Source organism: Claveliimonas bilis, from assembly GCF_030296775.1.
Lineage (GTDB): Bacteria > Bacillota > Clostridia > Lachnospirales > Lachnospiraceae > Claveliimonas > Claveliimonas bilis.
Genome location: NZ_AP027742.1, coordinates 138,687 through 163,810, shown reverse-complemented (window position 1 = coordinate 163,810; position 25,124 = coordinate 138,687). Strand labels below are relative to the sequence as shown.

General features: G+C 42.9%; 23 protein-coding genes and 1 tRNA gene. 4 read left to right on the top strand and 20 right to left on the bottom strand.

All coding sequences use genetic code 11. The features are described from left to right. Nucleotides 1–238: 238 nt before the first annotated feature. The 10 genes from R2J37_RS00720 to garR all read right to left on the bottom strand — a co-directional run bounded on the left by R2J37_RS00720 (nucleotide 239) and on the right by garR (nucleotide 10,752). Nucleotides 239–1,018, bottom strand: a complete 780-nt coding sequence (locus R2J37_RS00720; RefSeq protein ID WP_316265986.1) for an MFS transporter — start codon at nucleotides 1,016–1,018, stop codon at nucleotides 239–241. 183 nt (nucleotides 1,019–1,201) lie between these two features. Further along, nucleotides 1,202–1,855, bottom strand: coding sequence for a TetR/AcrR family transcriptional regulator (locus R2J37_RS00715; protein ID WP_230107434.1), 654 nt, complete (start codon nucleotides 1,853–1,855; stop codon nucleotides 1,202–1,204). Nucleotides 1,856–1,974: 119 nt separating this feature from the next. Next, complete coding sequence (locus R2J37_RS00710; RefSeq protein ID WP_316265985.1) at nucleotides 1,975–3,054, bottom strand: HigA family addiction module antitoxin; 1,080 nt, start codon at nucleotides 3,052–3,054, stop codon at nucleotides 1,975–1,977. Then, the gene (locus R2J37_RS00705) at nucleotides 3,047–3,418 is read right to left on the bottom strand and encodes a hypothetical protein (RefSeq protein WP_316265984.1); all 372 of its coding nucleotides are present in this window, start codon (nucleotides 3,416–3,418) and stop codon (nucleotides 3,047–3,049) included. The genes R2J37_RS00710 and R2J37_RS00705 overlap by 8 nt, the downstream gene beginning before the upstream one ends. A gap of 129 nt (nucleotides 3,419–3,547) precedes the next feature. Continuing rightward, a complete protein-coding gene (locus R2J37_RS00700) occupies nucleotides 3,548–4,294 on the bottom strand; it encodes a DeoR/GlpR family DNA-binding transcription regulator (protein WP_230107435.1) in 747 nt (248 codons plus the stop codon). A 32-nt stretch (nucleotides 4,295–4,326) separates the two neighbouring features. Continuing rightward, nucleotides 4,327–5,730, bottom strand: coding sequence for a GntP family permease (locus R2J37_RS00695; RefSeq protein WP_316265983.1), 1,404 nt, complete (start codon nucleotides 5,728–5,730; stop codon nucleotides 4,327–4,329). 46 nt (nucleotides 5,731–5,776) lie between these two features. Next, the gene (gene pdxA / locus R2J37_RS00690; RefSeq protein WP_230107437.1) at nucleotides 5,777–6,775 is read right to left on the bottom strand and encodes a 4-hydroxythreonine-4-phosphate dehydrogenase PdxA; all 999 of its coding nucleotides are present in this window, start codon (nucleotides 6,773–6,775) and stop codon (nucleotides 5,777–5,779) included. An 18-nt stretch (nucleotides 6,776–6,793) separates the two neighbouring features. Next, nucleotides 6,794–8,098: a four-carbon acid sugar kinase family protein gene (locus R2J37_RS00685; RefSeq protein WP_316265982.1), complete on the bottom strand. Its 1,305-nt coding sequence runs from the start codon at nucleotides 8,096–8,098 to the stop codon at nucleotides 6,794–6,796. Between the two features lie 307 nt (nucleotides 8,099–8,405). Then, nucleotides 8,406–9,830 carry a four-carbon acid sugar kinase family protein gene (locus tag R2J37_RS00680; RefSeq protein ID WP_316265981.1) on the bottom strand — a complete coding sequence of 475 codons (1,425 nt, stop codon included), beginning with the start codon at nucleotides 9,828–9,830 and terminating at the stop codon, nucleotides 8,406–8,408. 34 nt (nucleotides 9,831–9,864) lie between these two features. Continuing rightward, nucleotides 9,865–10,752: a 2-hydroxy-3-oxopropionate reductase gene (garR, locus tag R2J37_RS00675; protein WP_230107440.1), complete on the bottom strand. Its 888-nt coding sequence runs from the start codon at nucleotides 10,750–10,752 to the stop codon at nucleotides 9,865–9,867. Nucleotides 10,753–10,974: 222 nt separating this feature from the next. Between garR and R2J37_RS00670 the strand changes: the two genes are divergently transcribed. Then, a complete protein-coding gene (locus R2J37_RS00670; RefSeq protein ID WP_230107441.1) occupies nucleotides 10,975–11,619 on the top strand; it encodes a GntR family transcriptional regulator in 645 nt (214 codons plus the stop codon). Here the strand turns inward: R2J37_RS00670 and R2J37_RS00665 are convergent. Further along, a complete protein-coding gene (locus R2J37_RS00665; protein ID WP_230107442.1) occupies nucleotides 11,616–12,017 on the bottom strand; it encodes an RrF2 family transcriptional regulator in 402 nt (133 codons plus the stop codon). The two genes, R2J37_RS00670 and R2J37_RS00665, sit on opposite strands and share 4 nt — an antisense overlap. Nucleotides 12,018–12,140: 123 nt before the next feature. On the opposite strand from R2J37_RS00665, the gene R2J37_RS00660 reads away from it, so the two are divergent. Both R2J37_RS00660 and R2J37_RS00655 read left to right on the top strand, forming a co-directional pair. Beyond that, a complete protein-coding gene (locus tag R2J37_RS00660) occupies nucleotides 12,141–13,307 on the top strand; it encodes an IS91 family transposase (RefSeq protein WP_316265980.1) in 1,167 nt (388 codons plus the stop codon). A gap of 39 nt (nucleotides 13,308–13,346) precedes the next feature. Beyond that, nucleotides 13,347–13,556 carry a hypothetical protein gene (locus tag R2J37_RS00655; protein WP_256195541.1) on the top strand — a complete coding sequence of 70 codons (210 nt, stop codon included), beginning with the start codon at nucleotides 13,347–13,349 and terminating at the stop codon, nucleotides 13,554–13,556. Between the two features lie 158 nt (nucleotides 13,557–13,714). Here R2J37_RS00655 and R2J37_RS00650 read toward each other — a convergent pair whose 3' ends face one another. From R2J37_RS00650 to R2J37_RS00625, 6 genes are read right to left on the bottom strand one after another with little or no spacing between them, the layout of a single operon-like run. Then, nucleotides 13,715–15,046, bottom strand: coding sequence for an SLC13 family permease (locus tag R2J37_RS00650; RefSeq protein WP_256195539.1), 1,332 nt, complete (start codon nucleotides 15,044–15,046; stop codon nucleotides 13,715–13,717). Nucleotides 15,047–15,079: 33 nt separating this feature from the next. After that, nucleotides 15,080–16,069, bottom strand: a complete 990-nt coding sequence (locus tag R2J37_RS00645) for a hydroxyacid dehydrogenase (RefSeq protein ID WP_256195537.1) — start codon at nucleotides 16,067–16,069, stop codon at nucleotides 15,080–15,082. A 27-nt stretch (nucleotides 16,070–16,096) separates the two neighbouring features. After that, nucleotides 16,097–17,005, bottom strand: coding sequence for a 4-hydroxy-tetrahydrodipicolinate synthase (dapA, locus tag R2J37_RS00640; protein WP_256195535.1), 909 nt, complete (start codon nucleotides 17,003–17,005; stop codon nucleotides 16,097–16,099). Between the two features lie 21 nt (nucleotides 17,006–17,026). Beyond that, complete coding sequence (locus tag R2J37_RS00635; protein ID WP_256195534.1) at nucleotides 17,027–18,277, bottom strand: four-carbon acid sugar kinase family protein; 1,251 nt, start codon at nucleotides 18,275–18,277, stop codon at nucleotides 17,027–17,029. 15 nt (nucleotides 18,278–18,292) lie between these two features. Further along, a complete protein-coding gene (pdxA, locus tag R2J37_RS00630; RefSeq protein WP_256195532.1) occupies nucleotides 18,293–19,336 on the bottom strand; it encodes a 4-hydroxythreonine-4-phosphate dehydrogenase PdxA in 1,044 nt (347 codons plus the stop codon). 48 nt (nucleotides 19,337–19,384) lie between these two features. Then, the gene (locus R2J37_RS00625; protein WP_316265979.1) at nucleotides 19,385–20,539 is read right to left on the bottom strand and encodes an iron-containing alcohol dehydrogenase; all 1,155 of its coding nucleotides are present in this window, start codon (nucleotides 20,537–20,539) and stop codon (nucleotides 19,385–19,387) included. A gap of 205 nt (nucleotides 20,540–20,744) precedes the next feature. Here R2J37_RS00625 and R2J37_RS00620 point away from each other — a divergent pair, with 205 nt between their 5' ends. Next, nucleotides 20,745–22,538, top strand: coding sequence for a sigma-54-dependent Fis family transcriptional regulator (locus tag R2J37_RS00620; protein WP_316265978.1), 1,794 nt, complete (start codon nucleotides 20,745–20,747; stop codon nucleotides 22,536–22,538). 135 nt (nucleotides 22,539–22,673) lie between these two features. Here the strand turns inward: R2J37_RS00620 and R2J37_RS00615 are convergent. The 3 genes from R2J37_RS00615 to serS form a co-directional block, all read right to left on the bottom strand. After that, nucleotides 22,674–22,747 (bottom strand) — tRNA-Arg (locus R2J37_RS00615). A gap of 143 nt (nucleotides 22,748–22,890) precedes the next feature. Then, nucleotides 22,891–23,766, bottom strand: a complete 876-nt coding sequence (locus tag R2J37_RS00610; RefSeq protein WP_230107451.1) for a DUF3881 family protein — start codon at nucleotides 23,764–23,766, stop codon at nucleotides 22,891–22,893. Between the two features lie 33 nt (nucleotides 23,767–23,799). Next, nucleotides 23,800–25,086 carry a serine--tRNA ligase gene (gene serS / locus R2J37_RS00605; RefSeq protein ID WP_256195498.1) on the bottom strand — a complete coding sequence of 429 codons (1,287 nt, stop codon included), beginning with the start codon at nucleotides 25,084–25,086 and terminating at the stop codon, nucleotides 23,800–23,802. Nucleotides 25,087–25,124 lie beyond the last annotated feature (38 nt).

Below are 25,124 nucleotides of genomic sequence, written 5' to 3'. Positions count from 1 at the left end.
TGCATAATCCGCTTCACTTGCAAACAACTGATATTCGCCGTCAACATATCCCATATAGCCGTTTTCTGTATTGTAACCTTTCATCGTTCCACTCTCCTTTTTTGTTCCAATCAACTTGTTTAATCATAAGATACAGCAATAGGTGTCGTATAAAAACGACACCTGTTAAAAATTTCAAAAAATCTTATTTTTTGATTTTCACATAGAGAGCGAAACGAAGCGAATATCTTACAGATAATTAAAGTCGGGCAAATATGTTCTTTGTTTTCATAGCAATAGACAAAGAGACAATTCCGGAGAATAAAATGACGGCAAATTCCGCCCCTTTTCCCAATTCAAACAAAATACCGTAAAGTGCGTTGCCTAATGACTGGGCGCATGTAGAAACAGTGATCATGACCGCGATCACTTTTCCTACTAAATTTTTCGGCGTCTCCGTCTGTATAAATGACATCATCTGTACAGAAAAAACAGTGGAAAACACCATAACCGCAAAACAGCATAATACAATAATCATATAATTTATCGTTTCAGATGGAGTCAGCAGTAAAGTGAAACTCATGGGAAGTACAGATAAGGCGCAGGCGGTCAGCAGATTGCCTGCTCTTTTGATCGTCAGCTTTTCTCTGAATATACCTGCACACATGGCTCCTGCCAGTCCTCCTCCCGCAAGAGCTCCTTGCGCGAAACCGTAAAGTGTATTTGCCCGGGTTTCTTCAAAACTCAAGACTTCTGTTATCAAATACGGCAGTGCAACCACGATCATAGCAGATAAAAACAAATTAATTCCGCTGATCACAAGGAGACATTTGCCCACAACCGGCTTTTCTCTGCGAATAAAATAAACGCTTTTGGTAAAATCCTTTTTCACAGTTTCCCATATATTTCCTCCGGAAATCTGTTTCTGAAATGGTATTTTTATAAAAATTTCCATAACAGCTGACAGGAAAAAGCAGATTCCGCAGATCAATAGTACCGTTTCTAATCCGTAGGCACTGTATAAGATCCCTCCAATCACAGGTCCCGTCAAGGAAGAAAAAGAGTTGACCGTATTAATAACAGATCGTGAACAATTTTTTCTTCATTTAGATAAATTCCTCCTTTTAATACCGCACGTTGGTATGTATAATTTTAAAAAAAGAGAACTGTCCGGTAAATTGGAGCATATCAATAATCTGCTTATTTTGCCGGACAGCTCCTTTTATTTGTTTTTCTGATAAATCGTTGTCAGCTCCTGTATCCTCTCGATCATTTCCTCGTCCATGATATCCAGTCCGAAGCCTCTCATCATCTCACTGAATACCATAAATTTGGAATAGGTTTCCTCTTCTGTATTTCCGAATATCATAGGATTCATCCAAATGTTAGCCACGAGTATGATCAGCTCCGCCAGCTGCTTTGGATATTCTGTCCGGATACTTCCATCGAGAATGCCCTGCTCAATGATGGGAAGAATATAGTTTGGCGCCACTTCTTCTATCGTGTCACTTAGCAGCGAAAAGAGAAGTTTTGGATTATTACTGAAATTCGGAGCAACTGTAAAAATATCATTCTGCACAGGACGGCAGATCGATGCTTTGAAAATTGTCTTTAACTTTTCTTTTCCGTTAAGATCCTGCCGGTCTCGAATTTCCATCAAAGTCCGGTTGGATTCCTCCGTCATACGATCCGTCACTGCCATTAAGATCTCTTCTTTTGATTTAAAATGATGATAGATGGCTCCTTTGCTAAGTCCTCCCAAATTATCAATAATATCCTGAATAGAGGTATGCTCATACCCTTTCTCCATGAACAGCCGGAAAGCAACATCTAATATGAGATTGACTGTCTCTTCGGGATGTTTATTTCTTGCCATTTTATCCGCCTCCCATATACATACTATTAGTATGTATATGGTATCATACCGTCAGTATGTTTGTCAATCTAAAAGCGAAGTGCTAATCATAGCACTTCGCCCAAATTCTTATTCCGATATCAACAAAAAGTTTTTACTTTATATTTATGCCTTAATGACTGTAATGTCCTATCATCATATCTGACTAAGCCGTCATTTTGCAATCTTCCCAAAACAATCCCAGGATCTCGATCAATCAAGTCTGCAAACTCCTGTATTGTTGCTAAACTAAATATCTTCTCTTTAGTAAATTTCTCATACTCACCTGGATCAATCAAAGAATCTGCCGCAAATTTATCTGCAATTTCTTCCTTCTCTCCGGTCTCTTGTTCAAATGAAATTCCATAATCACCATGAATGATGTGACCAATTTCATGGAAGAGTGTAAACCAGAATGTATCTGAATTTAATCGTCGGTCATTTACCATGAGCATTACATTTTTTTCGAGCTTCTTTGTTGCTCCGTTAATCTTAGAACCGGGCAAATTAGGAAGAATAACAAAAATCACTCCTGCTTCAAGAAATGCATTTTTAATCAAAGGATAAAAATCTTCATGGTTCTTTGTTAATGATAATGCATAATCTACGGCCTGCTTAAATTTCATCTTATTATACTTTGGAGCATCAATAATCAAGGCTTTATTAATGGCAATTTGAACCATAGCGTTTGCCTTAATTATATTGGCATTAGATATTTCATTTGAAGCACTTCGAAAGCTTACAGCCATATCTCTTTTCTTGAAAACAGACAATGTGGCAACTTTAAGGAACTTTCTCACTTCAATAATCTGTTCATCAATTTTTCTTGGCAAATCAGGTAATCCAAAATTCTCCCGAAAATACTTATAATCCAATGATTTGAAAGTTTCTTTTTCTTGTTCTAATTCTTCTTCTGATTTAAATTCCGCAATTAAAGCATCATAAGCATTTTGAAGATTAAGCCAATAAGAAACCGTAGTTCCCATCATACGAGACAATTTCATTGCAATATCAATGGATAAATTCTGCTCTCCTCTAATAAGAAGGCTAAGATTCTTAGGCGTTGTATCCAGCCTTTTCGCAAAATCCTCCTGGGTCAAACCACTTTCATCTACTATTTCTTTAATATAATAACCAGGGTGAAATGCAATGGTATCATTATATTCAATATAATTACTCATAATGTTTGCTCACCTCCGAAATTTCTACTACTTTAACCTTACCTGCTATCTGGTCTATATTACATGGAATATAAGGCTTTTCATTTTCATCCAGTGGCTGCAATATTATTCTCCACGGATCCCTTCTGGACTTAACATCAATTGCAAAATACCCTTCCAGATTTCTTCCATTTTTATTTTTGAGTTTATGGAAATGAAATATAGGCTGAACTATAATGTCTTTCAATATCTCTGCTTGTTGAAGAGCATTTATTCTTGATAACAAACTTACTGACAATTGCGAATCTCCATGAAATAATTTTTTAGCCGCCTTCCTATTCGTACATTGTGACTTAAGTGTCTCCGATGCATATATCAGTTCCAATCCACCCCTCCTATCAAAAATGAAATTACCTTTTGGGTAATTTCATTTTATCTCTGTCTATTAAAACTGTCAACAACTAAAAAGCAGATTTTCAAATGGGGACGGGGTTTTTGAAAAACCCCGTCCCCACTAAACACGTATAATCCTGACTCCGGATTTTTTCGCTTCTTCCTTTTCCTCTTCCGTGAAATTCCTGTCTGTAATAACCGCCGTGTAATCTGCCAGATGACTGACCTTTGCCATGGCCTGTTTGCCAAACTTTGATTCATCTACTACCAGATATCCCCGGCTGCATCGTTCCAGAGCCATTCTTTTTAAAAATGCCTTGTCTACCGTCGGCGTCGAAACTTCTAACTCTTCATTAATGGAAGCAGCGCCGAAAAATCCCACATCAAATCTGAAATTTTCCAGCATTTGAGTTGCATAATATCCAAGCATACTTCCTGTACTTTTCTGTACCACCCCTCCGCAGAGCAGAATCTCTGCCGGGCTGTTTTTCAGAAGTCCTGCTATTTCAAGATCGTTTGTCACAACCATAATATCCGATACATCCTGAATCACTTTTGCGATTTCATATGTAGTTGTCCCCGCATCCAGATAGATATTGTCTCCGTCTGAAACCAGCGACCGGCAGGCCGCTGCCAGTTTCCGCTTCTCATCTTTATGGCTGGTACATTTATCTGCATAGGCTACCTCCTGCTTTGCCACCGCACCTCCGTGGCACCGCTCCAGTAAATCGTCCTCCTGCAGTTTTTCCAGATCCCTTCTTATTGTCATAGTGCTTACCTGCAGGTTCTGCGCCAGATCTTCTACCTGTGCGCTCCCCTGCCTTCTGATAATTTCCACTATTTTAGCCTGTCTCTCTGCCGCCAGCATACAAATCACCTCTTACTGGTCATTGTACACGATTACATGAAAATACTCAATACGAGAACTTCAACAACACCGACAGCCCATGCGATTGTGGATGTCACTGACCATACCTGCAGCTGGTCTTTTGCTTCTGTAACACCCAGCGTTCTGTTTACTACCCAGAAATAACTGTCATTAAAGTATCCGAAGAACAGGGAACCCACGCAGCATGCGATCGCGCCAAGTGTCGGATTTACGCCCGCTGCTACAATGATCGGAGCAGAAATACTTGCTGCTGTTGTCATGGCAACAGTTCCTGATCCCTGGATAAAACGCATTAAAGTGGAAATGATAAGCGGCAGCACAATGATCGGAATCGCTGTCTGTGCCAGTCCCTCTGCCATATAGGTACCAAGACCGGAATCTTTGATGATCTGTCCGAGAGCTCCGCCTCCGCCGGTTACAAGCATGATAATACCGGCAGACTGCATTCCTTTTTCCATTTCTGTCAGAGCAGTATGTCTGTCAAGATTCCTTCCAAGTGTAAAGATAGCAAGAAGAAGTCCAAGACCTACCGCGATGATCGGCTGTCCGAGGAAGATAAGTACTTCCCATACTCCTGTTGTCGCTCCCATAGCAGTGGCTACTGTATTGATCAGGATAAGAATAATAGGGAGAAACAGCGGTGCAAAAGATTCAAATGTGCCCGGCATGTTCTCATCACCCATATGGAACGCATTCTCATAATCCGGTTCACGGTAAGGCATCTCTACGATTTCACCGTCATCGTTTGGAATACGGTAAAATTTCTTCGGCAGAATCTTCTTTGCATAAATGATACAGGCAATTGCCATTGGAAGGGCAAGAACCAGTGTCATTAAAATAAATGTACCTACATCGATTCCAAAGATACCGCATACGCCTAAGGGGCCCGGAGTTGGCGGAACGAGGGAGTGTGTGATAACAAGCCCTGCTGCCAGCGCAACGCCAAGACCGATGACGGACTTCTTCGTTGCTCTTGAGATCGCCTTTGCGATAGGTGAAAGAACCACAAAACCAGAGTCACAGAAGATCGGAATAGATACAAGGAAACCTGTCAGGCAAAGAGCCTCCTCTTCTCTTTTCTTTCCAAAGAGCTTTAAGAATGTATGCGCCATCCTCTTTGCAGCTCCCGTCACTTCAAAGATCTGTCCCATCATAACACCAAATCCGATGATGATACCGATGCTTCCAAGTGTGCTTCCAAAACCTCCGGTGATAGAGTTAATAATTCCAAGTGTAGTGCCGTCCTCCAATGTGGTGTTTGCCAAAGGCATACCGCCTACAACCCCCACGATAACGGTACAGATGATAAGGGCAAGAAATGCCTGCACCTTTGTTTTTAATACCAGGACAATAAGAATAATAATACCTACTGCAAGACCCAGCAGCATTCTGTTGCCGTCAAGTCCTCCTACCATAATAGAACCCTCCTTTAGATAAGTTTTCTCTCTTTACTTTTCTCTTTTACTTTACAAAATGAGGTGCGTATTTTGCGGCCAGCCGGATGGCTTCGATCATGCTCACGGCACTTACCTTTCCGGTGCCCGCTATATCAAATGCAGTGCCGTGATCTACAGAAGTTCTAAGAATCGGCATTCCATTTGTTATTGCGATTGTTTTTTCAAAATCCAGCGTCTTTGTCGCGATATGTCCCTGGTCATGATACAGGGAAAGAACGCTGTTGTATTTTCCAATGGCTGCCTGATGGAATACAGAATCCGCTCCTACAGGCCCCGCCACATCATAGCCCATTTTCTTCAGTTCTTCGATAGCCGGAATAATCTCTTCCACTTCTTCCCAGCCAAAGAGTCCATGCTCTCCACTGTGCGGATTAAGTCCTGCGATCGCCATTGTTCCTTCATTGACGCCCAGCCTTTTTAAAGCCTCTGTGCACCGCACTACATAGTCGATGATCCGGTCTTTCTTGATCATATCAAGCATCTGCCGCAGGGAAACATGTCTTGTCAGGAAAAATACTCTCATACCATTTGTCTCGAACATAGTCAGAGGATCTTCCGTCCCGGTTAAAGCGCCGAAAATCTCGGTATGGCCGATAAAGTTTACATTTCCTGCCTTCAGGGCTTCCTTGTTGATCGGCGTTGTAGATACTGCGTCTACTTCTCCTGCATTTGCCAGCTCAATACTTTTTGCAATATACTCATATGCCGCTTTTCCGCACATGCCGCTGACTTTTCCAAAAGCAAACTCATCCATATTGATATTGTCAAGGTCGATCAGATTGAGTACGCCTTTTTCGTATCTTCCATCCGCCGGCTTTTCCACTACATTGACTTCCAGCTTCACACCTGTAATGTCAATTGCGTTTTCCATGCATTTTTTGTCTCCTACAATAATGCAGTCTGCTACATCTGTCACCTCTGCAGATGCAAGCGACATTGCTACAATCTCCGGACCAACTCCGGCCGGGTCTCCCATCGTTACTGCAATCAATGGTTTTTTCATCTTTCATTCCTCCCTGTCTTAAATATAAAGTTTCTCTTTCAGATAAGTAATACAGCGGTTGATCGCATCATTTTGTCCCTGGCTTCCGCCCTTTGTAATGATGTGTACACCTTCAAATTCTCCCTTTAAGAACTGTCCGTAAGCTGCCAGTGGAAGTACTTCATCCATAAGGCTTAATCCTGCGGTATTAAATCGGGCACACACAGATACCGTAATATCCCCGCCGCTTGTGTAAAGACCCTTGAACTCCGGCTCGGCCTTGAAAATGCGGTAGGTAATCTCTGCAAATCCCGAATTGATCCGCTCTGTCACTTCATCCATGGAGCAATGATATTTCTCCATATAAGGTTTAAAATCTATACGGTTTTCCGGATATATACCGTCCCCTGTCACAGTGGATACCATATTCAGCTTGCACTCCCTTAGGATTTCCTCTGTCACTCTGGAAATTTCTTCTTCCCTTCTTGCCTCGTCCTCCAGAAGTTCCTTTGTATTGACAAACACGTTGTGAGTTCTCTGGGACAGCCACAATTCCTCCATCTGTTTCCTTGTATTAGGATGGACGCTTCCTACTACTGCCAGAATACGGCTCTTCTCCTTCTTCTCGGAAGGTGTGATCAGCTTTCTTGAAAGAGTTGCCGTAAATACACCCGGATCTACTGCAACTACTTTCAGTTTGCTGGTGATCACTGCGTCTGCGATCAGGTCCAGGTCTTCCTGAGTCACACAGTCAACGACCAGAATCCTGCAGCCCTCTTCCACATGTTTCTTCATCAGATCCGCCAGATAATGCTTTCCATGCATCAGATCTTTCATAAGGACAGACGCTACTTTGTATTTGCTCTGCTCTGCAAAAAGCACTGCGTCCTCCGAGATCTTAACAGGTGTTTTCGGATCAATGGCGATATCTGTTTTATGTAAGGGCAGTCCGTTTACCAGCATGTAGCCTCCGATCACGATACGTCCCGAAGAGGGAAAACACGGCGCAACAACAGCCACATAATCTTCTCCCAGACAATCCAGCATAGCATCTGTCTCACTGCCGAGATTTCCTCTCAATGTACTGTCAATCCTTTTAGAATATACCTTAACCTCATCATTCTTTAACAGACCGCAGACATTATATACCCGATTGTAAGCAATCTTGGGATCTACCCCCCGGCTGTCTGTAGGATACAATACACAATCACAGTCCTTCAGCGTACTTAGTTCAATCCGCTCTGTGTTCATGACTGTATAGGCAGTGTAGTTCATCTTTTTCAAAAGCACACCTGTGGCATTTGCTCCTGTCAGATCATCCGCAATCACTACACACTGTGGCATTTCTTATTCCTCCTTTGCCTTAATGTTCTTTTATGTTTATATAATACTTCTAATGTTTATTTGTGTCAATTTAATCTATTTTTTATCAATGTTTTTAGAGATTTTTTACAATTATTATGTTTGTTTTTGTTGTTTTTCATCTCTATTTTTGTTCATTTTTTATTTTAAAACATTTGATTTGAACTATAAGAAATTGGCAAAGAAGATTTTAAGAACCAACTTTATTTTAAAGACATGATTAGAATAGTACGGCCGCCAGGGCTGCATTTTACAGCCCCTGTCTGCCTGTAAATGTTAAATGGTCCGTCTATTTCTTCAATAAAATTTCTACCGCTTCTTTCAGCGTACTGTCATCACCTACATTACCCGGAAAGATGACGTATGGAACAGAAGGAAATCTGCTTTCCTCCCCTGTCTGCCATACCGGGATACCCGGCCTGATCTGTCCAAGCACATTTGCTTTTTTTACTGCCAGCGCCTTTGTTCCCACATCACTGGATGTAATGCCGCCTTTTGCAATCACAAAGGCAGGCGTAACGGTAAGACGCCCCACCAGGGACTGCACTGCATCTGAGATTTTTACAGAAAGACGAAGTTCGTCTTCCTTATCTCCTGTGTCTGCTGTAATAAGTGTACGGGTCGTACTGCAGCATACCGTCTTTCCGGCACGAATACATTCTTCCTCTTTTTCCAGGCAGCGTTTTACTTCTTCCTCAAACGCCGCGTCATCCTTCACAAGAGCTGCATTTAACTCGATAAATTCAATGTCTTTCAGCTCTTTCAGTGCCTCCAGCTGGCGGGTTGTCTTTTCAGTGTGAGATCCTACCACAATGATACCGCCGTTGTCTGTCTCTTTGACTACCATTTTTTCTCTTGTAAGAAGAGGCTGGCTTGTCACGCCGCCCATAACTTTTACAATAGCGGCCGCCGTACGCATCATAAAGGTCTTTCCCTTTGCCATTGCCCGGTACAAAGCCACGCAGAATACTTTGATATCCGCATAATCCACAGCATTGACAATAATCTTATTAAAATCTTTTACTGCCAGAAGCTGCTCCTCTATCCTATCTACAGCCATATCATGGATATCTTCCAGAGAAATACAGGTGACATCCTCTTTCTTATAAGCTCCTTTTGTTTTCTCCTCTACATAGGATGGCAGATCAGCAGCTGTATAGCCAAATGTCTTGTCTTTGGCAAATTCTGTCTCATTGGCAGGTACAAGAGTATCGCCGTATTTCACATAATGTACGTTGTTAATGGTAAATCTTCCGCCTTCTTTAAAGAAAGGGCAAAGGATCTCGCCGTCTACGGTTTTCCCTGTATATTTTTCATAATCTGCTTTCAAAAGCTCTGTCTCTAAAGGATAATGTCCCCGAAGCGTACTGTCGCTTCTGCTGATGTAAATGTACTCTTTTCCTGTTGCTTTGGCCGCCTCGTCTGTCACTGCGGAAATCTCATGGTGAGCTTTTATTGTCTGTTCTTCCGTGAATCCCCTGGAATTAGTCAGTACATAGAAAAGGCTGTTTTCTTCTTCAAATCCCTGGCGGATGCTGTCCTTATCCCATCCTGTATATACAGAAATATCATGAACCGTCTGTACTCCTGTAGGATCATCGTCCAGCACAACAATTTTTTTATGGTTCTTTTCAATCTCTTTTTCTAAGAGACTATCGATATATGCCTCGTCTATTTTTTTATAGGAAGTCAAAATATCTGTACTGATCGCCATTTTTGTTTCCTCCTTCTCCTCTGCTCTCTCTGCCCTAATCCACTTTTTTCACTTCCACGTCTGCCAGCTTTTCAAAATACTGTACGATTCCGCCGTGGTCATCCTCCATATGTCCATGAATTTTCAGAGTCTGGAGAATTTCATAGAGCTGTGCCGTGTATGGAATCGGAACATCGATCGCATGAGCTGTATTTACCACATTTTTAATGTCTTTATGATTGATGCGGATCGGTCCGCCTGGTTTGAAATTCCTCTCCACGATCATAGGAATCTTGGAATCAAGAACAGCGCTTCCTGCCAGACCGCCCCGGATCGCTTCATATACTTTAACCGGATCAGCCCCGGCTTTTGCCGCCATAACAAACGCTTCGGATACAACAGCGATCGTATTGTTGACAATGATCTGATTTGCCAGCTTTGTCACGCTTCCGCTTCCCGGACCGCCGATCAGCAAAGCGGAAGATCCCATGATGTCAAAATATGTTTTCAGGGCATCAAAGTCCTTTTGATCTCCTCCCGCCATAATAGCCAGTGTTCCGTTGATGCCTCCTGTTTCTCCTCCTGATACAGGGGCGTCTACAAAACCAACGCCAATCTCTTTCAACCTTTCATAGCACTCTTTGGACTCAACGGGCGTAACAGAGCTCATATCACATACAATGCTTCCTTCTTTTATAAAAGATGCCACTCCGCCTTCTCCGAAAAGGATGGATTTTGTAATATCACCGCTTGGCACCATAATAAATACAACACCACATTCCTTTCCGATTTCCTCGTATGTACCCTCCTGTGCTCCGGCTGCCACTACATCTTTTACCGCCTCTTTGTTCAGATCTGTTACGATCAGATCCACTCCTGCTTTGAGCAGATTTTTTGCCATTGGTCTTCCCATGATTCCCAGTCCGATAAATCCTGTTTTCATACTTTCTTCTCTCCTTTTTGTTTTTTTTCTTTCTAAAGTGTTCTTTTTTGTTCCTGTTTTCACTCTACTACATACCGGTATACCGGTCAATCCCTCAAATTCTCTTTCTCCGTTTTCGCTAATTTTACCCCTTATTTTTTGAGCAAAATCCACAGAAAATTGTTGGATTTTCCCATAGTTTTTGATAAAATATAGACAAACACAGTAAAGGAGCATCTACCAATGATGACACTCAACGAACAGGCCTATGAACATTTAAAGAAAATGATTTCCGAAGGAGAGCTTTCCTATCACGAAATCTATTCTGAGACAAAGCTTTCCAGAGAACTTGGCATTTCCCGCACTCCTTTCCGCGATGCGATCCACAGGCTGGTGCAGGAAGGCTATATTGATATTATTCCAAGCAAGGGATTTCGCCTTCATCAGCTTACCCGGCAGGATGTGACAGAAACATTCCAGGTCCGCTCAGCTCTGGAAACTTACTGTACCATGGAGATTACGCGCACTTTCGCTTCTAAAAAGGCAAAGCGCCTCTTTAGCGAGCTTCACTTTATTATGGATGAAATGAAAGAAATCCTGGAGGTTTCTCAGTCCATCCAGGATTTCTGTACTTACGATTTTCAATTTCATATTTCCATCGTTCACTACCTTGAGAACCAGCAATTCTCTGCTATTTTCGATACCTTTATGTACCGGATGCAGCGGCTGGCCCAAATGTCCCTTTCCCATCCGGGAAGAATGAAAGATACATATGATGAGCATCTTGCTATCCTGAATGCCATGGAGCAGGGAGATATTGCACATATCTATGACATTACTCTGCGGCATATGGATGTACCAAGAGGTATTAATCTGGAAGATCTCTAAGGTCTTTGTATCTCCTGTAAAGTGACGTTAAAAAGCCCTTCCTCCAGCTTCTCCTGCAATGCCTGATAAAAGCATCTGGCATTGCATTCTTCTTTTTTTCCAAAGGTGCACCCACCTCCATCTTCCAGGCATTTACTTATCTTGATGCTCTGCCCCATAGCCTTAGCCACATCTCCGAAACTGATCTCATCCAGCCCTCTTGCCAGATGATAACCGCCTTTCACTCCGGCGCGTACCTCTACCAGGCCGGACTCTTTCAATCTGTTGAGGATTTTAATTGTATATCTTCTTGGAATGTGGAGGCGCTCCGACATCGTCGCTGCATTGATCCTTTCTGTCGTTTTTCCCAAAAGTGTAAGAATCCACATAGCATAATCTATTGTTAATGTAACCTGCATCGGTTTTCTCCCTCCTGCTTTTTCGGCATGTAAAAAAGTGTCTTCGACACTTCAACTCCCCTGCCCCTCAATCTTGAGGGGTTAGGGGTTTCTTTTTGTGCCATTTTCCTTCATAATAGCCTTATGAACATACTACAGAAAATTTTTACAGACCATTTTGAAGAAATGCTCTATCTTCAACATCCCCGTGACTCTGTCATCGAAAATGTAGAAAAAATGATTCATTGTGGCGATCCTTCTTTCGGTGGCGCCATGTATGCCTGCCCTTCCTGCCGAAATTTCAAATTTGTCCCCTTCCGCTGTCATTCACGTTTTTGTCCTTCCTGCGGCAACATGTATGCCATTGACAGGACTACCTCTATGTCTTTTAAGATCATCAATGTCCAGCATCGCCATTGCGTTTTCACAATCGCCAGGGAACTCCGCCCTTTGTTCTTATCTGACCGTTCTCTTTTAAACTGCCTTTTCTCTGCCGTTAACAGTGTTATCTCTCGTATGTTCCATAAAGACAACAAATCCGAACTCTTTACTCCTGGTTTTATCTGTGTTCTTCATACCTTTGTCAGGGACTCGAAATGGAATCCTCATATCCATTGTCTCGTTTCTGAAGGTGGGGTTGGAAATTCTCTTCGCTGGCGTCATAAGAAACACTTCAACTACAAACTCTTGCGTGACTCCTTTCAGACCGCCCTTTTGAACGAATTGCATTCCAGAATCGGCGATTCCTTTAAAAAACTTAAGGCTTCTGTCTATGCCGACCACAAAAATGGGTTTTATGTCCGGGCCATGCCCAATAAATGTAATCCTTCTCAAGTAATCAAGTACATTGGCCGTTACCTTGGCAGGCCAGTCATTGCCACTTCACGTATTGACTCTTATGACGGCAAATTTGTTACCTTCCATTACAACCGCCACGAAGACGAGAAGCTGGTTACCGAAACCATTCCTGTTCTTGATTTCATGGCCCGGCTTACCCAGCATATCCCGGAAAAACATTTCAAAATGATCCGTTATTATGGGATTTATGCCAGGCATCGCAAATCTGACAGATATCTTCACAAGGCTATCTCAAGGGAAAAACATAAAATATTTCTTTCTTTTAACCGTTGGCGGGATTCCATCCTTCATTCCTTCGGATATGATCCTTTAAAATGTCCTTCCTGCGGTACGCCCATGCTGTTTCTTGAATTATATTTCAACCACAAACCCGTTCCTTTGCATGAATTATATGAAAGGGCTATGCGAAAGCATCGGTGCCGATCCCCTGCCGCTTTTTCTTCTCTTCCATAGTCTCCTGCTGCATGGTACAATCAAGGTACCTGATACAGAATGGAGGCGGTCACTATCAAACGAGTCACTGAGGCTGAACTTGCAAAGGAACTTCGGGAACAGTATATGAAAAATCCTCCAGAAGGCATGACCTCTGATGAGGTCCGCGACTTGAGCTATGACGACCTTTTGGACATGGATTATTTCTTACACGAATTTGATGATCTGGAGGATGACGACTTCGGTGAGGAAGGTTTTTACATCTTCTGACCTTGAACCGTCTAATTTCCATGCTCGCTTTTCAGCGGGTTTTCTTTTTCTCAAAATTCATCAATCATGCTTTTTTCTATAAAGTAAAAAAGGAGCGTTGCTCCATAGATGAATTAATCATCTATTTTGCAACGCCTCCTTTACATCCCTCTTTGTTATTAAAAGAGGAACATGTTCGCTGTAAGTGAAACTACAATGATAGAGATAATCAGCAACGGTCCACCAATCTTCACAAAGTCCATAAACTTGTAACCAGCCGGCAGGATCTGAATGTTTACAGCAGTCCCGTAAGAAGTAGCGATTGCGAAATTGGAGGTTGCCGCAATCAGAATTACCCACGGTACCGGGCTGATTCCCAGGGCAAGAGCCATCGGGATGCAAATCGGGCACAACATGGCCGCAGTCGCATTGTTCTGCATGAAATTGGTCAGTACACTACACAGCACTGCGATAACCACAGTCAGTACCGGAACAGAAGCATTCTGTCCTCCGAAGAAGTTCAGTACGAAGTTGGCGATCATCTCACCGCCGCCGGTCACATCAAGACCAGTTCCCAGTGTACTTACTGTACCGATTACGATAAATACATCCCATGGAAGATCTGCGTAAGCTTTCTTCACACCGATACATCCGGTAGCGATTACGATGGTGGCGCCGATCATACCAACCAGCGCAATATTCAGATAATTGCTGAAAGGTTCAAATCCCTGAATAATGAACAGTACGATACAAAGAAGCATAGTACCCAGAGCCACATTGCCTTTCCACTTTGGAATATCTGCATATTTGTCTTCTCCGTTATCCTCATAGAGATCCTCTGCATACATATTTCCATCGTTGAAATGCGGGCTTCCCGGTTTCAGGACTTTTTTCAGCAGCCAGTAACCAAAAGTTCCCCAGAAAATAATCTGTACGATACATACTGGGAGCATGATCTTGGTCATATCGAATACACCCAGCCCCGCCTCATAACCTTTATAACCCTGCAGTACGGAGTTAGCTGCCAGCTGAGACGTAGAACCTATCAGGGTAGAACCTCCTCCGATGATAGCGCCGGTTCCTGCCGCGAAGATAACCATTTTGGAACGGATCTTTCCAGCAGATCCTGCCGCTACTACCGCGATCAGCGGCATCCAGATGGCAACGGTTCCGTTGTTGCTCATGAATGCAGACATAATCGTACAACAGGTTGCCGCCGCAACCACGAAACGGCGCTCAGATTTTGCCCACCAGGAGTTGCCGATCTTTTTACCGATACGGTCCGCCACACCAGTCTCGAACAGAGCAGCGCTGACCACGCACATACCGACTACCATGATCCATCCGGGAGCAGAGAATCCTTCATATACTTCTGACAGCTCTACTTCCGGTACCAACATTGCCATAGCCACAGCGCCGGCCATAGAAACAATACTCATAGGGAATTTACCCCATATAAAAAAGGCAATCGTAATTATAATAACAATAATTGCAACTAAACTTGAATCCATTATTTCCCATCCCTCCAATTAAAGTCTTCTCTATTATACTTCCGCCCACTCGGCGTTTTTCCACTTCGGATGATCATAGACAGCTTTGTCGGCCACGTAAGGCCATTTCTTTCCTTCTATGATAGCCAGGCAGCCATTTATACACATCTGCGCCATCTTGATCACAGCTTCCCGGGTCTGGGCAGCAGAGTGAGGACTAGCCACCAGATTCGGGCAGTTCAGCAGCGGATCGTCTGCTGCCGGCGGTTCGTTGCAGTACACATCAGTGCCGCCTCCAGCAATCACGCCGTTTTTCAATGCTTCTACCCAATCTGCCTCGTTGATGATCCCGCCGCGACTGCAGTTGATCAAAATAGCGGTCTTCTTCATCAGTTCCAGCTGCTCTTTTTTTATCATATCTTTTGTCTGCTCGGTGAGCGGTACATGGATAGTCACCACATCACTGTCTTTCAGAAGTTCTTCATAGTCCTCATAGTAGACGGCGCCGTAACCTTCAATCTGCTCTTTGTTCATAAACGGATCGTAAGCTGAAACTTTCATTCCACATCCTTCACATATCCTGGCAACTTCTCTTCCGATTGCGCCAAGGCCCAGGATACCTACAGTCTTTCCCTCCAGCTCAAAAGCCTTCTTCGCGTCACGGATTTTCCAATTGCCTTTGCCCATCTCTATCTGCGCTTCCAGCATATTCTTGGACAGAGCGAACATCATAGCGACAGCATGCTCTGCCACGCTCCGATTGTTCGCTCCCGGAGTGATCACAACCGGAATCCCATGGGCAGTAGCCGTTTTCACGTCCACAGAATCATAGCCCACACCAGTACGTCCGATGACTTTTAGATTCGAACTGTTCTCAATGGCATGTTCATCGCATTTTGCAATACGTACGATCAGCGCATCTGCATCTTTCATTTCATCCAGATAATTGTTGGGGTCTCCATTATCAGCCACGTAAATGTCAGCTTTTCCTTCCAGCATAGCCAGTCCTTCCGGACATACAGCCTGTGTCATTACTACTTTCATGCCGATTTCTCCTCTCACATGTATGTATTAGTTCATCCCATTGTTCTTGTTCTCTTTAAGAACTTTCTTCAGGGCTTCCACCCCCTCGTCGCACAGATAGTTAAACGGGCTGCGGCACTCGCCTACCGGATAGCCAAGCATTGAAACGGCTTTTTTTACAACAGTGTTCGGATTGCCGTATTTGAATACCGCACGGAAACCGGCGATGGATTCCTGTGCTGCCTCTGCTTCTGAGATTCTGCCCTCTTTGAACAGATTATAGATAGAAGAAAGTACATGTGGATATACATTGGAGCATCCTGCGATACCACCGAATCCGCCTTCCTTCAGGCTCGGAAGAATCAGGGAGTCATTACCGGACAGTACATAAAAATCTTTATCCAGATCTTTTGTCTGCTGAATATATGCTTTTAAGTTGTCCCAGTCGCCACTGGAATCCTTTGCACCAACGATTACATCCACATCCTTTGCAAGCTTTGCTACTGTCTCCGGAAGCAGTTTGTTTCCTGTACGTGCAGGAATATTGTACAGAACAATCGGGATGTCCACATGTTTTGCAACTTCTACATAGTGATCATACAGTTCTTTCTGTGAAGCAACTGCAAAGCTTGGCGTAATAATGGACAGAACATCTGCCCCCAGCTCCTGTGCTTTTTTGCTCATACGGATGGTGTCCCTGGTGGAAATACATCCCGAACCTGCGTAAACCGGAACACGGCCTTTTACATGATCAATAGTTGCTTCCAAAACTGCGATTTTCTCATTTTCGTCCAGGATGTAACCCTCGCCGTTGGTCCCGAAGCAGAAAATGCCATGTACGCCTCCGTCGATCAGACGGTCAATCTGAATACAAAGCTCATCCAGATTTATGCTCTCATCCTCTTTCATCGGGGTCAGAATTGGTGTGATAATTCCTTTCAATTCCACGTTTTTCATGTTGAATCTCTCCTTTGCACTTTATTTTAAAATTTTTATTGCAATCTTTTCCATGATGTCCTCTGTACCGAAACCTCCTGACTTCGAGATTACCTGCTGCCGGCATCCGTTCCATTCCAGAACAGAGACTGCAATACCAGGTTCGATTTCACAAACCGGCTCCAGTTGAGAGCATCCGATATTTTTCATATATCCCATCAAGGTATCGCCTCCTGTCATCAGGATCGTCACGTCCATCCGACGGCTCACGATCTCCCGAACGATTCTTCCATGAGCATTTGCGATCAGGTATCTCACTTCTTCTGGAGAGATTTTATGCTCCCTCATATAGATTTCCTTTTCCTCATTCTCATCGAAGGTATCAAGCACTACCTTTTTCTTTTTCTGACAAAGCTGTAAGATTTCTTCCAAAAATTGTTTTCCCTCTGGCGTATCATAGTAGAAAGGATTCAGTTTCTGACATGCCGTAAGATGTCTTCCCGCAAATCCGGCTTTTTCCTTTGCATAAACCACCTGCTGTTCTGTGATCCGGTTCAGACTTCCGCAAGCTACGTAGAAATACTCAGTCTTTCTGTAGGTTCCGGGCGTTTGGCGCTGGAATGGGATCCGTTCCACCAGACGGTCTGCCAGAGCCGCACATCCAGCTAACAGATTTATATTTTCCTTCCGGAACAGTTCATCCAGACGCAGGTCAATATCCTCCGTTTCAACAAGGTCGCAGACCACAATCTCCTTTTCCTCTTTTCGGGAAGGAATATTTTCCCCGCATCTGACACAGATAGTGGGAACACTGCTCTGTTCTCCTATAATATCCGGCAGATATGATTTCGTCACCGGTTCAAAGGGATCCCTGCCAAAAACACTTTTCTCCAGAAGTTCTCCTGATATGTAATGGATACCATTTTTGGTGATTCGATCGATCTGAGGATATCCTGGCAGAAAGTACAGTCTTTTGTCTTTTTCGCTATCCAGAATAGCCTGCAATTCAGCTCCAATGTTGCCACGCAGAGCCGAATCCGTCTTCTTAAAGATATATTCCACTTCGTGCTCTGCTGCCCAGATACATAGCTGGTATACAGCGTTGTATGCATCTTCTTTTGACATGGAACGGGATTCCGTATCCACCACCAAAACCTCTGTTTCCTCTTTAATGTCATCTTTCTCCAGCTTTTGTTTTGTGAAAATCTGTGTACAAATCCCTTTTTTAGCAAACTGGACACCTGTGTCCAAAGCTCCGGTAAAATCGTCTGCAATCATCAACAGTTTTACCATTTTTCTTCCCCCTGTTTATTTTCGATTCCGGGCAAAGAGAATTGCGTATTCAATGGAGTTTAACAGACTCAGCGCATCTGAAGTTCCCTTTCCCGCCTGATCAAACCCGGTTCCATGATCCACTGATACACGGATGATCGGAATCCCAAGGGTAATATTCACACCAGCCACCGCATCCCATTTCTTCAGTTCCTTATTATAAACAAACCCTTTGACTTTCAGCGGGATGTGCCCCTGATCGTGGTACATGGCAACTACAATGTCGTACCATCCACCGAGAGCTTTGGAAAACACTGTATCCGGCGGAGTCGGTTTTTTCTCCGGAATACAGATTCCCTCTTCCATCGCTGCGTCGATTGCCGGCTGAATCTCCTCAATCTCCTCGGTACCAAACATTCCATTCTCCCCACAATGCGGATTCAATCCGGCAACTCCAATCTTCGGGGTCTTGATTCCCAAATCCTTGCAGGCCTGGTTCGCAATGCGGATCACATCCAGAACTCGATCCTTTTTCACCAGACTACAGGCCTGGCTCAAAGAAACATGGGTAGATACGTGAACCACCCGGAGATTGTCATGTGCGAGCATCATTGTATATTTAGATGTATGGGTATAATCCGCATAAATCTCGGTATGTCCGGAATAATGATGGCCAGCCATATTGATCGCCTCTTTGTTCAGTGCATTAGTCACTGTAGCGTCGATTTCTCCTTTCATGACCAGCTCAATCACTTTCACTACATACTGGAACGCCGCCTCACCGCACATTTTGGAAACTTTTCCAAAGATATGTTTTTCCATATCCACAAGGCCCATATCATAAACATCAATGGTTCCGTATTCGAACTTAGCGTCTTTTACTTCCTCCACCGGATGAATCTTAATCTGCCCTTCTTTTCCGGCAATCTTCACTGCCTGTTCCATACAGTTAGCATCGCCGATGATAATCGGACGACACTCTTCGTATACTTTCGGATCTGTCAATGCTTTTACGGATAACTCGGATCCATTTCCCGCCGGATCTCCCATGGTAATTCCAATAATCGGCCTCTTAATCATTTCTTCATCCTTCCTTTCCTGCCAGATTATGATCTGTAAGCTTTCATTTTATTTCAGGACTCTCTTATAAATCGTACGGATATCTTCCAGGCTTAACTCTCTCATATTATTCACCAGAAGCCTGGTCTGTTTGCTTCCTGCGTCTACCAGAAAATCAAGGTCTTCCATCTTTACACCAAACTGATTCAGATCCGTAGGAATGTCAGTCACTTTCACGATATCAGCTATCTGTCCGATTATATAGTCTGCTTTCTCATCAACATTTTTGGAGTTCTGCTCCGGAAATACTGCATCGCACAGCTGTGCCAGTCTGTCTTTGCATGCCTCTTTGTTGTATTCCATAACATGCGCAAACAAAATCGCATTGGATACACCGTGCGCAATATGATATTTTCCTCCAAGCGGATAGGAGAGTGCATGAACGGCTGTGGTTCCGCTTCCTGTAATGGCAACGCCGCCGTAAAAAGCGCCAAGAAGCATGCTGTTCTTTGCCTCCATATTATCCGGATTACTGTATGCTTCGCGGATATTATGGAAGATTAATCTTGCGCCTGCCGCTGCGTATGTATCGGAAAATGGAGTTGCTTTTTTAGATGTATAGCATTCCACTACATGAGCCAAAGCGTCTACGCCGGTAGCTGCAACAATGGATTTGGGAAGTTTACGGATCATTTGAGAATCCAGGATCACATAGTCCGGAATCATGCTGTCATTAACAATTCCCTGCTTGGACTCTTCTTCCGGAATTGCAACGATGGCGTTACATGTTGCCTCGGATCCGGTACCACAGGTGGTCGGGATCATCACTGTTTTCACCTGTTTTCTCGCCCGAGTCGGATCTTTCAAAAGATCACGGATGGTATAATCTGCACCTTTTAATACGGAGCACAATTTTGCCGCATCCATAACGCTTCCGCCGCCAATACCAATGATCAGGTCTGCGCTGTAATCTTCTGCCTCCCTGATAACACGCTCTGCATCCTGATAAGCAGGCTCTGCTGTCAGATCATCAATCACTTTATACTCGGCCTCAATCTCATCCACTACTCTGGTAAAAATATCAAGAAGACCAGCTTTTCTAATTCCTTTGTCTGTATAAACGATCAATTTCTTTGCATTTTCTTTTTCGATAATGTTGTTAATATTCTCAATACATCCTTCTCCACCGTAAATGCAAGCTGGAATCTTAATTTGATATCCCATATAATCTCCTCCATTCATAATGTTTCATTTTAATACAAATTTTATTCCTATTTCATTTGTGTTTATACAATAGCATTTTTATATTCATGATTCAACGCAAAATATTTGTTTTTTCGTTTAATTTTGACACGTTTTTATTATTGTTTGTTGTAATATGAAACATAATAGATTATAATATTTTTATCATCAATAAAAGGAGATTTTTATGCGTAAAATCAGAATTTTAGTTATCGCTCCCTACGAGGGGCTGGCAGACGCGGTCTCTGCCATTGCTCAAGAACGACAGGACGTGGATATAACTGTAGAAGTGGGCGACCTGGACGCCGGAAAAAGAATCGCAATGAGCCTTGCCCACAATAATTATGACGTCATCCTCTCTCGGGGAGGTACAGCAAAGCTAATCCGTTCCGCAGTCGATCTTCCTGTTGCGGAGATTTCTATCTCCGGTTATGATATTCTCCGCACTATCAAACTGGCGCAGAATTATTCCGGGAAGTTCGCCATCGCCGGTTTCTCTTCCATCACCGAAAATGCACACATGATCTGCGACTTGCTGCAGTACGACATTGACATTTTTACGTTCGCCAGTGAAGAGGATGCTTACCGCTCCCTTCAGGCCGCCAAAAAAAACGGGTGTACCCTGGTACTGTGTGACATCACAGGAATCAACGCAGCCAAACGGCTGAATTTAAATTCCATCCTCATCACCTCTGGAACAGAAAGCATTCATTCAGCAATCGACAACGCCATTGAACTGATCCATTCCGCCGAACACGTATACAGGCAGAAAGATCTTTTTCAGGCGCTTCTTACCAGCGATGACCGGGAATTTCTGATCTATGATCCGGCCGGTTTTCTCTGGTTCTCCAGTTTTCCTCAGGAAGACCAGAATAATTCCCTGATGAATCTGGTGCAGACCTATCTAAAAGCCTTTTTGAAAGTACCTAATCAGAGCATAGAACGTCAAATCCGGGATAAAATATATACTCTGTCCAACCGCCATTTATACTATGCTGGCCAAAAATATACAGGCATCACCATCAAACAGAAGGAAGCCATTTTTTCAGAGGAAAATCTGGGGTTCAACATTTATAATAAATTAGATCAGACTCCCAATGATTTCATGGATTCCTACAGCAGTTCCAACAATATGGGAACAATTTCATTCACCATCGATGAGTATAGCAAGAGCCGGCTCCCGGTTCTGATCCTAGGAGAATCCGGAACAGGAAAAGACAAAGCCGCCTCGCTTCTTTACGAAAACGGTCCATTTTGCCATGCACCTTTTTATACCATCGACTGTGAGCTGATAAACGAACGTAAATGGAATACCCTCCTTTCCAGTGAAAATTCCCCGTTGAACACTCTGCACACCACAATTTACATTAAGAATCCAGGGGCATTGAGCGAGGAACAGGCCAATAAACTTTTTGCCTATCTGGATAATGCCGGTCTGGCCAACCGGAACCGTCTGATATTCTCCCTTGTTTTGAATACCAGACAGTACCCAAACACAAAAACCTGCAGAACTTACCTGGAAAATCATTTCTCCTGTCTCACACTAAAGCTTCCACCTTTGCGGGAACGAAAAGAAGAAATTCCCAGCATTGTCGCTCTATACCTGCACCGGCTCAACGTCCATCTGGGCAGGCAGATCATCGGGGTAGAGTCGGAAGCCATGGAGCTAATGACAAATTTTTCCTGGCCGCAAAATCTGAATCAACTTCGCCATATTCTCCGGGAACTGGCAGTTATCACCCAGACGCCATATATATCTTATCAGAATGTGAAGTATATGCTTGATCAGGAACTTAATCTTTCCGCAACTCAGGTTCCCATTAATCTGGATCTCTCCCAGACTATGGAAGAAATCAATTATCAGATTATTCAGATGGTTCTCAAAGAGGAAAACGGCAGCAAAGAGAAAACTTCTCGCCGGCTCGGAATCAGCCGCAGCACACTATGGAGAATCTTAAAAAACAGACAGACAGGGAACTGATCCCCTGTCTGCCAAATCTTTCCATGACCTATTTTTCCCATAAGTTTGCTCTTTCTATAAGTTCAACTTTTCCCGAAAAAATATGAAAAAAGCCGAAAATCTTGAAAAATCAGTGTTTTCGGCTTTTTTTGTAAGCGTCGCTAAGAGGATTTGAACCTCCGGCCTACCGCTTAGGAGGCGGTCGCTCTATCCAGCTGAGCTATAGCGACTTATTAAAATAATGTCCCAGTTATCATTTCATAATAACTGCCGTACTAGTATAGTTTAGCATTTTGCAGATATAAAATCAATCATTTTTTGAAGTAGATACCCTTATTTTAAATTAAGACGGGATAAAAAATCCCGTCCTAAACTAAAAGTTAATTCTTCCCTGAAGCCACATATTTGCTTTAAATCTTCTTCCAACTGCAGGTTCTCCCAGCACTTCCTTTACAGGCACGCACACATCAAACTGCAGTTCATTGACATCAAGTTTCATCACATACAGTTCTTCTCTTGTTTCTTCATTTTCAATTGTATGCAGTTCCAATATTTCTCCCAGAATAGAATATCTGTCGCATTCCACTCCATAGGGCATAAAATATGTATCCACAATACTGAATACATCTTCTGTTACAAGACGTTTTGAAACTTTGGAATAAATATCAATATCATCCAGAGTCAGGCTTTCCATTGCTGTCTGATCCCCATTTCTTGCAGCGCTTAAAAGCATCATTCTGTTTCTTGATTCTTCCCTGCTCCGTTTCTCCAGCTCTTTTGTTTTCAGAACAGGAAAAAGAACTGTACCGGAATTACAAAGACCGGACAAAGTGACAGATCCGAATTTCATGCTTCCGCCTGAAAGCTGATTCTCTTTCATATATTCCAACACATTCTGAAGATGAAAAATAAGGCTGATCCCTACTTTTACATCTTCACATATGCCTACATATGCTTCCCTGTCCATTCTTTTTTCCACACTGATATCAGCATAAGAAGAAATCCCGCTTCCGATAAAATATGGATAATAATACTGTCTGAAAAAATTTTCCTCCATATCCATATCTCCGCAGAGCGCCACTCCGATTCCTGCTCCGCACTCTTTCTGGTATTCGCAGAAATCGGATTCTGTCTCTACTGATATCAGCTCATGACTGGAATAATGCTCTTCCATTTCTTTTAAAAAGGTATTCAGCTTTTTTCTTGTTGAAATATTTCCATATCCTATTGCTTTTAAATATTTATGCATCGGCTTCTTTCCTGAATCATTGTCTACAAGGATTTATTTTTTCTTTTCTATTTTTTCCATTCCACCCATATATGGACGCAGTACCTCCGGAATCTTCACAGATCCGTCTGCCTGCAGATTATTTTCCAGGAATGCAATTAACATTCTCGGAGGTGCTACTACAGTATTATTCAGAGTATGGGCAAAATATTTGCCTTCTGCTCCTTTTACACGGATGCCAAGTCTTCTTGCCTGTGCATCTCCAAGATTAGAGCAGCTTCCTACTTCAAAATATTTCTTCTGTCTCGGGGACCATGCCTCCACATCACAGGATTTTACTTTCAGGTCTGCCAGATCTCCTGAACAGCATTCCAGTGTACGTACCGGAATGTCAAGAGAACGGAACAGGTCTACTGTATTCTGCCACAATTTATCATACCATACCATACTTTCTTCCGGTTTACATACAACGATCATTTCCTGTTTTTCAAACTGGTGAATACGGTAAACTCCTCTTTCCTCGATTCCGTGAGCTCCTTTTTCTTTTCTGAAACATGGTGAATAAGATGTCAGTGTCTGCGGAAGTGTGCTTTCATCCAGCATTGTGTCGATAAATTTTCCGATCATGGAGTGCTCGCTTGTTCCGATCAGATACAGATCTTCTCCCTCGATCTTATACATCATGGAATCCATCTCTGCAAAGCTCATAACTCCGGTTACTACATTGCTTCTGATCATAAACGGAGGAATGCAGTAAGTAAATCCTCTGTTGATCATGAAATCTCTTGCATAAGCCAGTACAGCAGAATGCAGTCTTGCAATGTCTCCCATCAGATAATAGAATCCGTTTCCTGCAACTCTTCCTGCACTCTCCAGGTCAATTCCATTAAAGCTTTCCATTATTTCTGTGTGATATGGAATCTCAAAATCCGGTACAACAGGTTCTCCGAATTTTTCAATCTCAACGTTTTCGCTGTCATCTTTTCCGATCGGTACAGAAGGATCAATGATATTCGGAATTGTCATCATAATCTTTTTGATCTTTGCTTCTACATCCTTTTCTTCATTAGAAAGGCTTTCCACTCTGTCAGCATTTGCCTGAACTTTTTTCTTTAATTCTTCTGCTTCATCCTTTTTACCCTGTGCCATACATGCGCCGATTTCTTTGGAAATCTTATTTCTCTCTGCACGAAGTACCTCAACCTCCTGCTTGATGTCTCTGTTTTTCTTATCAAGCTCTAATACTTCATCTACAAGGGGAAGCTTTTCATCCTGAAATTTCTTTTTAATGTTTTCCTTTACTACTTCCGGATTATTTCTCACAAATTTGATATCTAACATCTTTTACACCTCATCCTTTATATTAATTTTACTTGTTG

Bases quoted from the DNA above. Each gene is read 5' to 3' on its own strand.
- R2J37_RS00710 (WP_316265985.1), bottom strand. From the start codon at position 3,054: ATGAGTAATTATATTGAATATAATGATACCATTGCATTTCACCCTGGT.
- R2J37_RS00670 (WP_230107441.1), top strand. From the start codon at position 10,975: ATGATGACACTCAACGAACAGGCCTATGAACATTTAAAGAAAATGATT.
- R2J37_RS00655 (WP_256195541.1), top strand. From the start codon at position 13,347: ATGGAGGCGGTCACTATCAAACGAGTCACTGAGGCTGAACTTGCAAAG.
- R2J37_RS00665 (WP_230107442.1), bottom strand. From the start codon at position 12,017: ATGCAGGTTACATTAACAATAGATTATGCTATGTGGATTCTTACACTT.
- serS (WP_256195498.1), bottom strand. From the start codon at position 25,086: ATGTTAGATATCAAATTTGTGAGAAATAATCCGGAAGTAGTAAAGGAA.
- R2J37_RS00685 (WP_316265982.1), bottom strand. From the start codon at position 8,098: ATGCCACAGTGTGTAGTGATTGCGGATGATCTGACAGGAGCAAATGCC.
- R2J37_RS00625 (WP_316265979.1), bottom strand. From the start codon at position 20,539: ATGGGATATCAAATTAAGATTCCAGCTTGCATTTACGGTGGAGAAGGA.
- R2J37_RS00680 (WP_316265981.1), bottom strand. From the start codon at position 9,830: ATGGCGATCAGTACAGATATTTTGACTTCCTATAAAAAAATAGACGAG.
- R2J37_RS00610 (WP_230107451.1), bottom strand. From the start codon at position 23,766: ATGCATAAATATTTAAAAGCAATAGGATATGGAAATATTTCAACAAGA.
- dapA (WP_256195535.1), bottom strand. From the start codon at position 17,005: ATGAAAAACGTGGAATTGAAAGGAATTATCACACCAATTCTGACCCCG.
- R2J37_RS00715 (WP_230107434.1), bottom strand. From the start codon at position 1,855: ATGGCAAGAAATAAACATCCCGAAGAGACAGTCAATCTCATATTAGAT.
- garR (WP_230107440.1), bottom strand. From the start codon at position 10,752: ATGAAAACAGGATTTATCGGACTGGGAATCATGGGAAGACCAATGGCA.
- pdxA (WP_256195532.1), bottom strand. From the start codon at position 19,336: ATGATTAAGAGGCCGATTATTGGAATTACCATGGGAGATCCGGCGGGA.
- R2J37_RS00645 (WP_256195537.1), bottom strand. From the start codon at position 16,069: ATGAAAGTAGTAATGACACAGGCTGTATGTCCGGAAGGACTGGCTATG.
- R2J37_RS00650 (WP_256195539.1), bottom strand. From the start codon at position 15,046: ATGGATTCAAGTTTAGTTGCAATTATTGTTATTATAATTACGATTGCC.
- R2J37_RS00700 (WP_230107435.1), bottom strand. From the start codon at position 4,294: ATGCTGGCGGCAGAGAGACAGGCTAAAATAGTGGAAATTATCAGAAGG.
- R2J37_RS00660 (WP_316265980.1), top strand. From the start codon at position 12,141: ATGAACATACTACAGAAAATTTTTACAGACCATTTTGAAGAAATGCTC.
- R2J37_RS00620 (WP_316265978.1), top strand. From the start codon at position 20,745: ATGCGTAAAATCAGAATTTTAGTTATCGCTCCCTACGAGGGGCTGGCA.
- pdxA (WP_230107437.1), bottom strand. From the start codon at position 6,775: ATGAAAAAACCATTGATTGCAGTAACGATGGGAGACCCGGCCGGAGTT.
- R2J37_RS00635 (WP_256195534.1), bottom strand. From the start codon at position 18,277: ATGGTAAAACTGTTGATGATTGCAGACGATTTTACCGGAGCTTTGGAC.
- R2J37_RS00695 (WP_316265983.1), bottom strand. From the start codon at position 5,730: ATGGTAGGAGGACTTGACGGCAACAGAATGCTGCTGGGTCTTGCAGTA.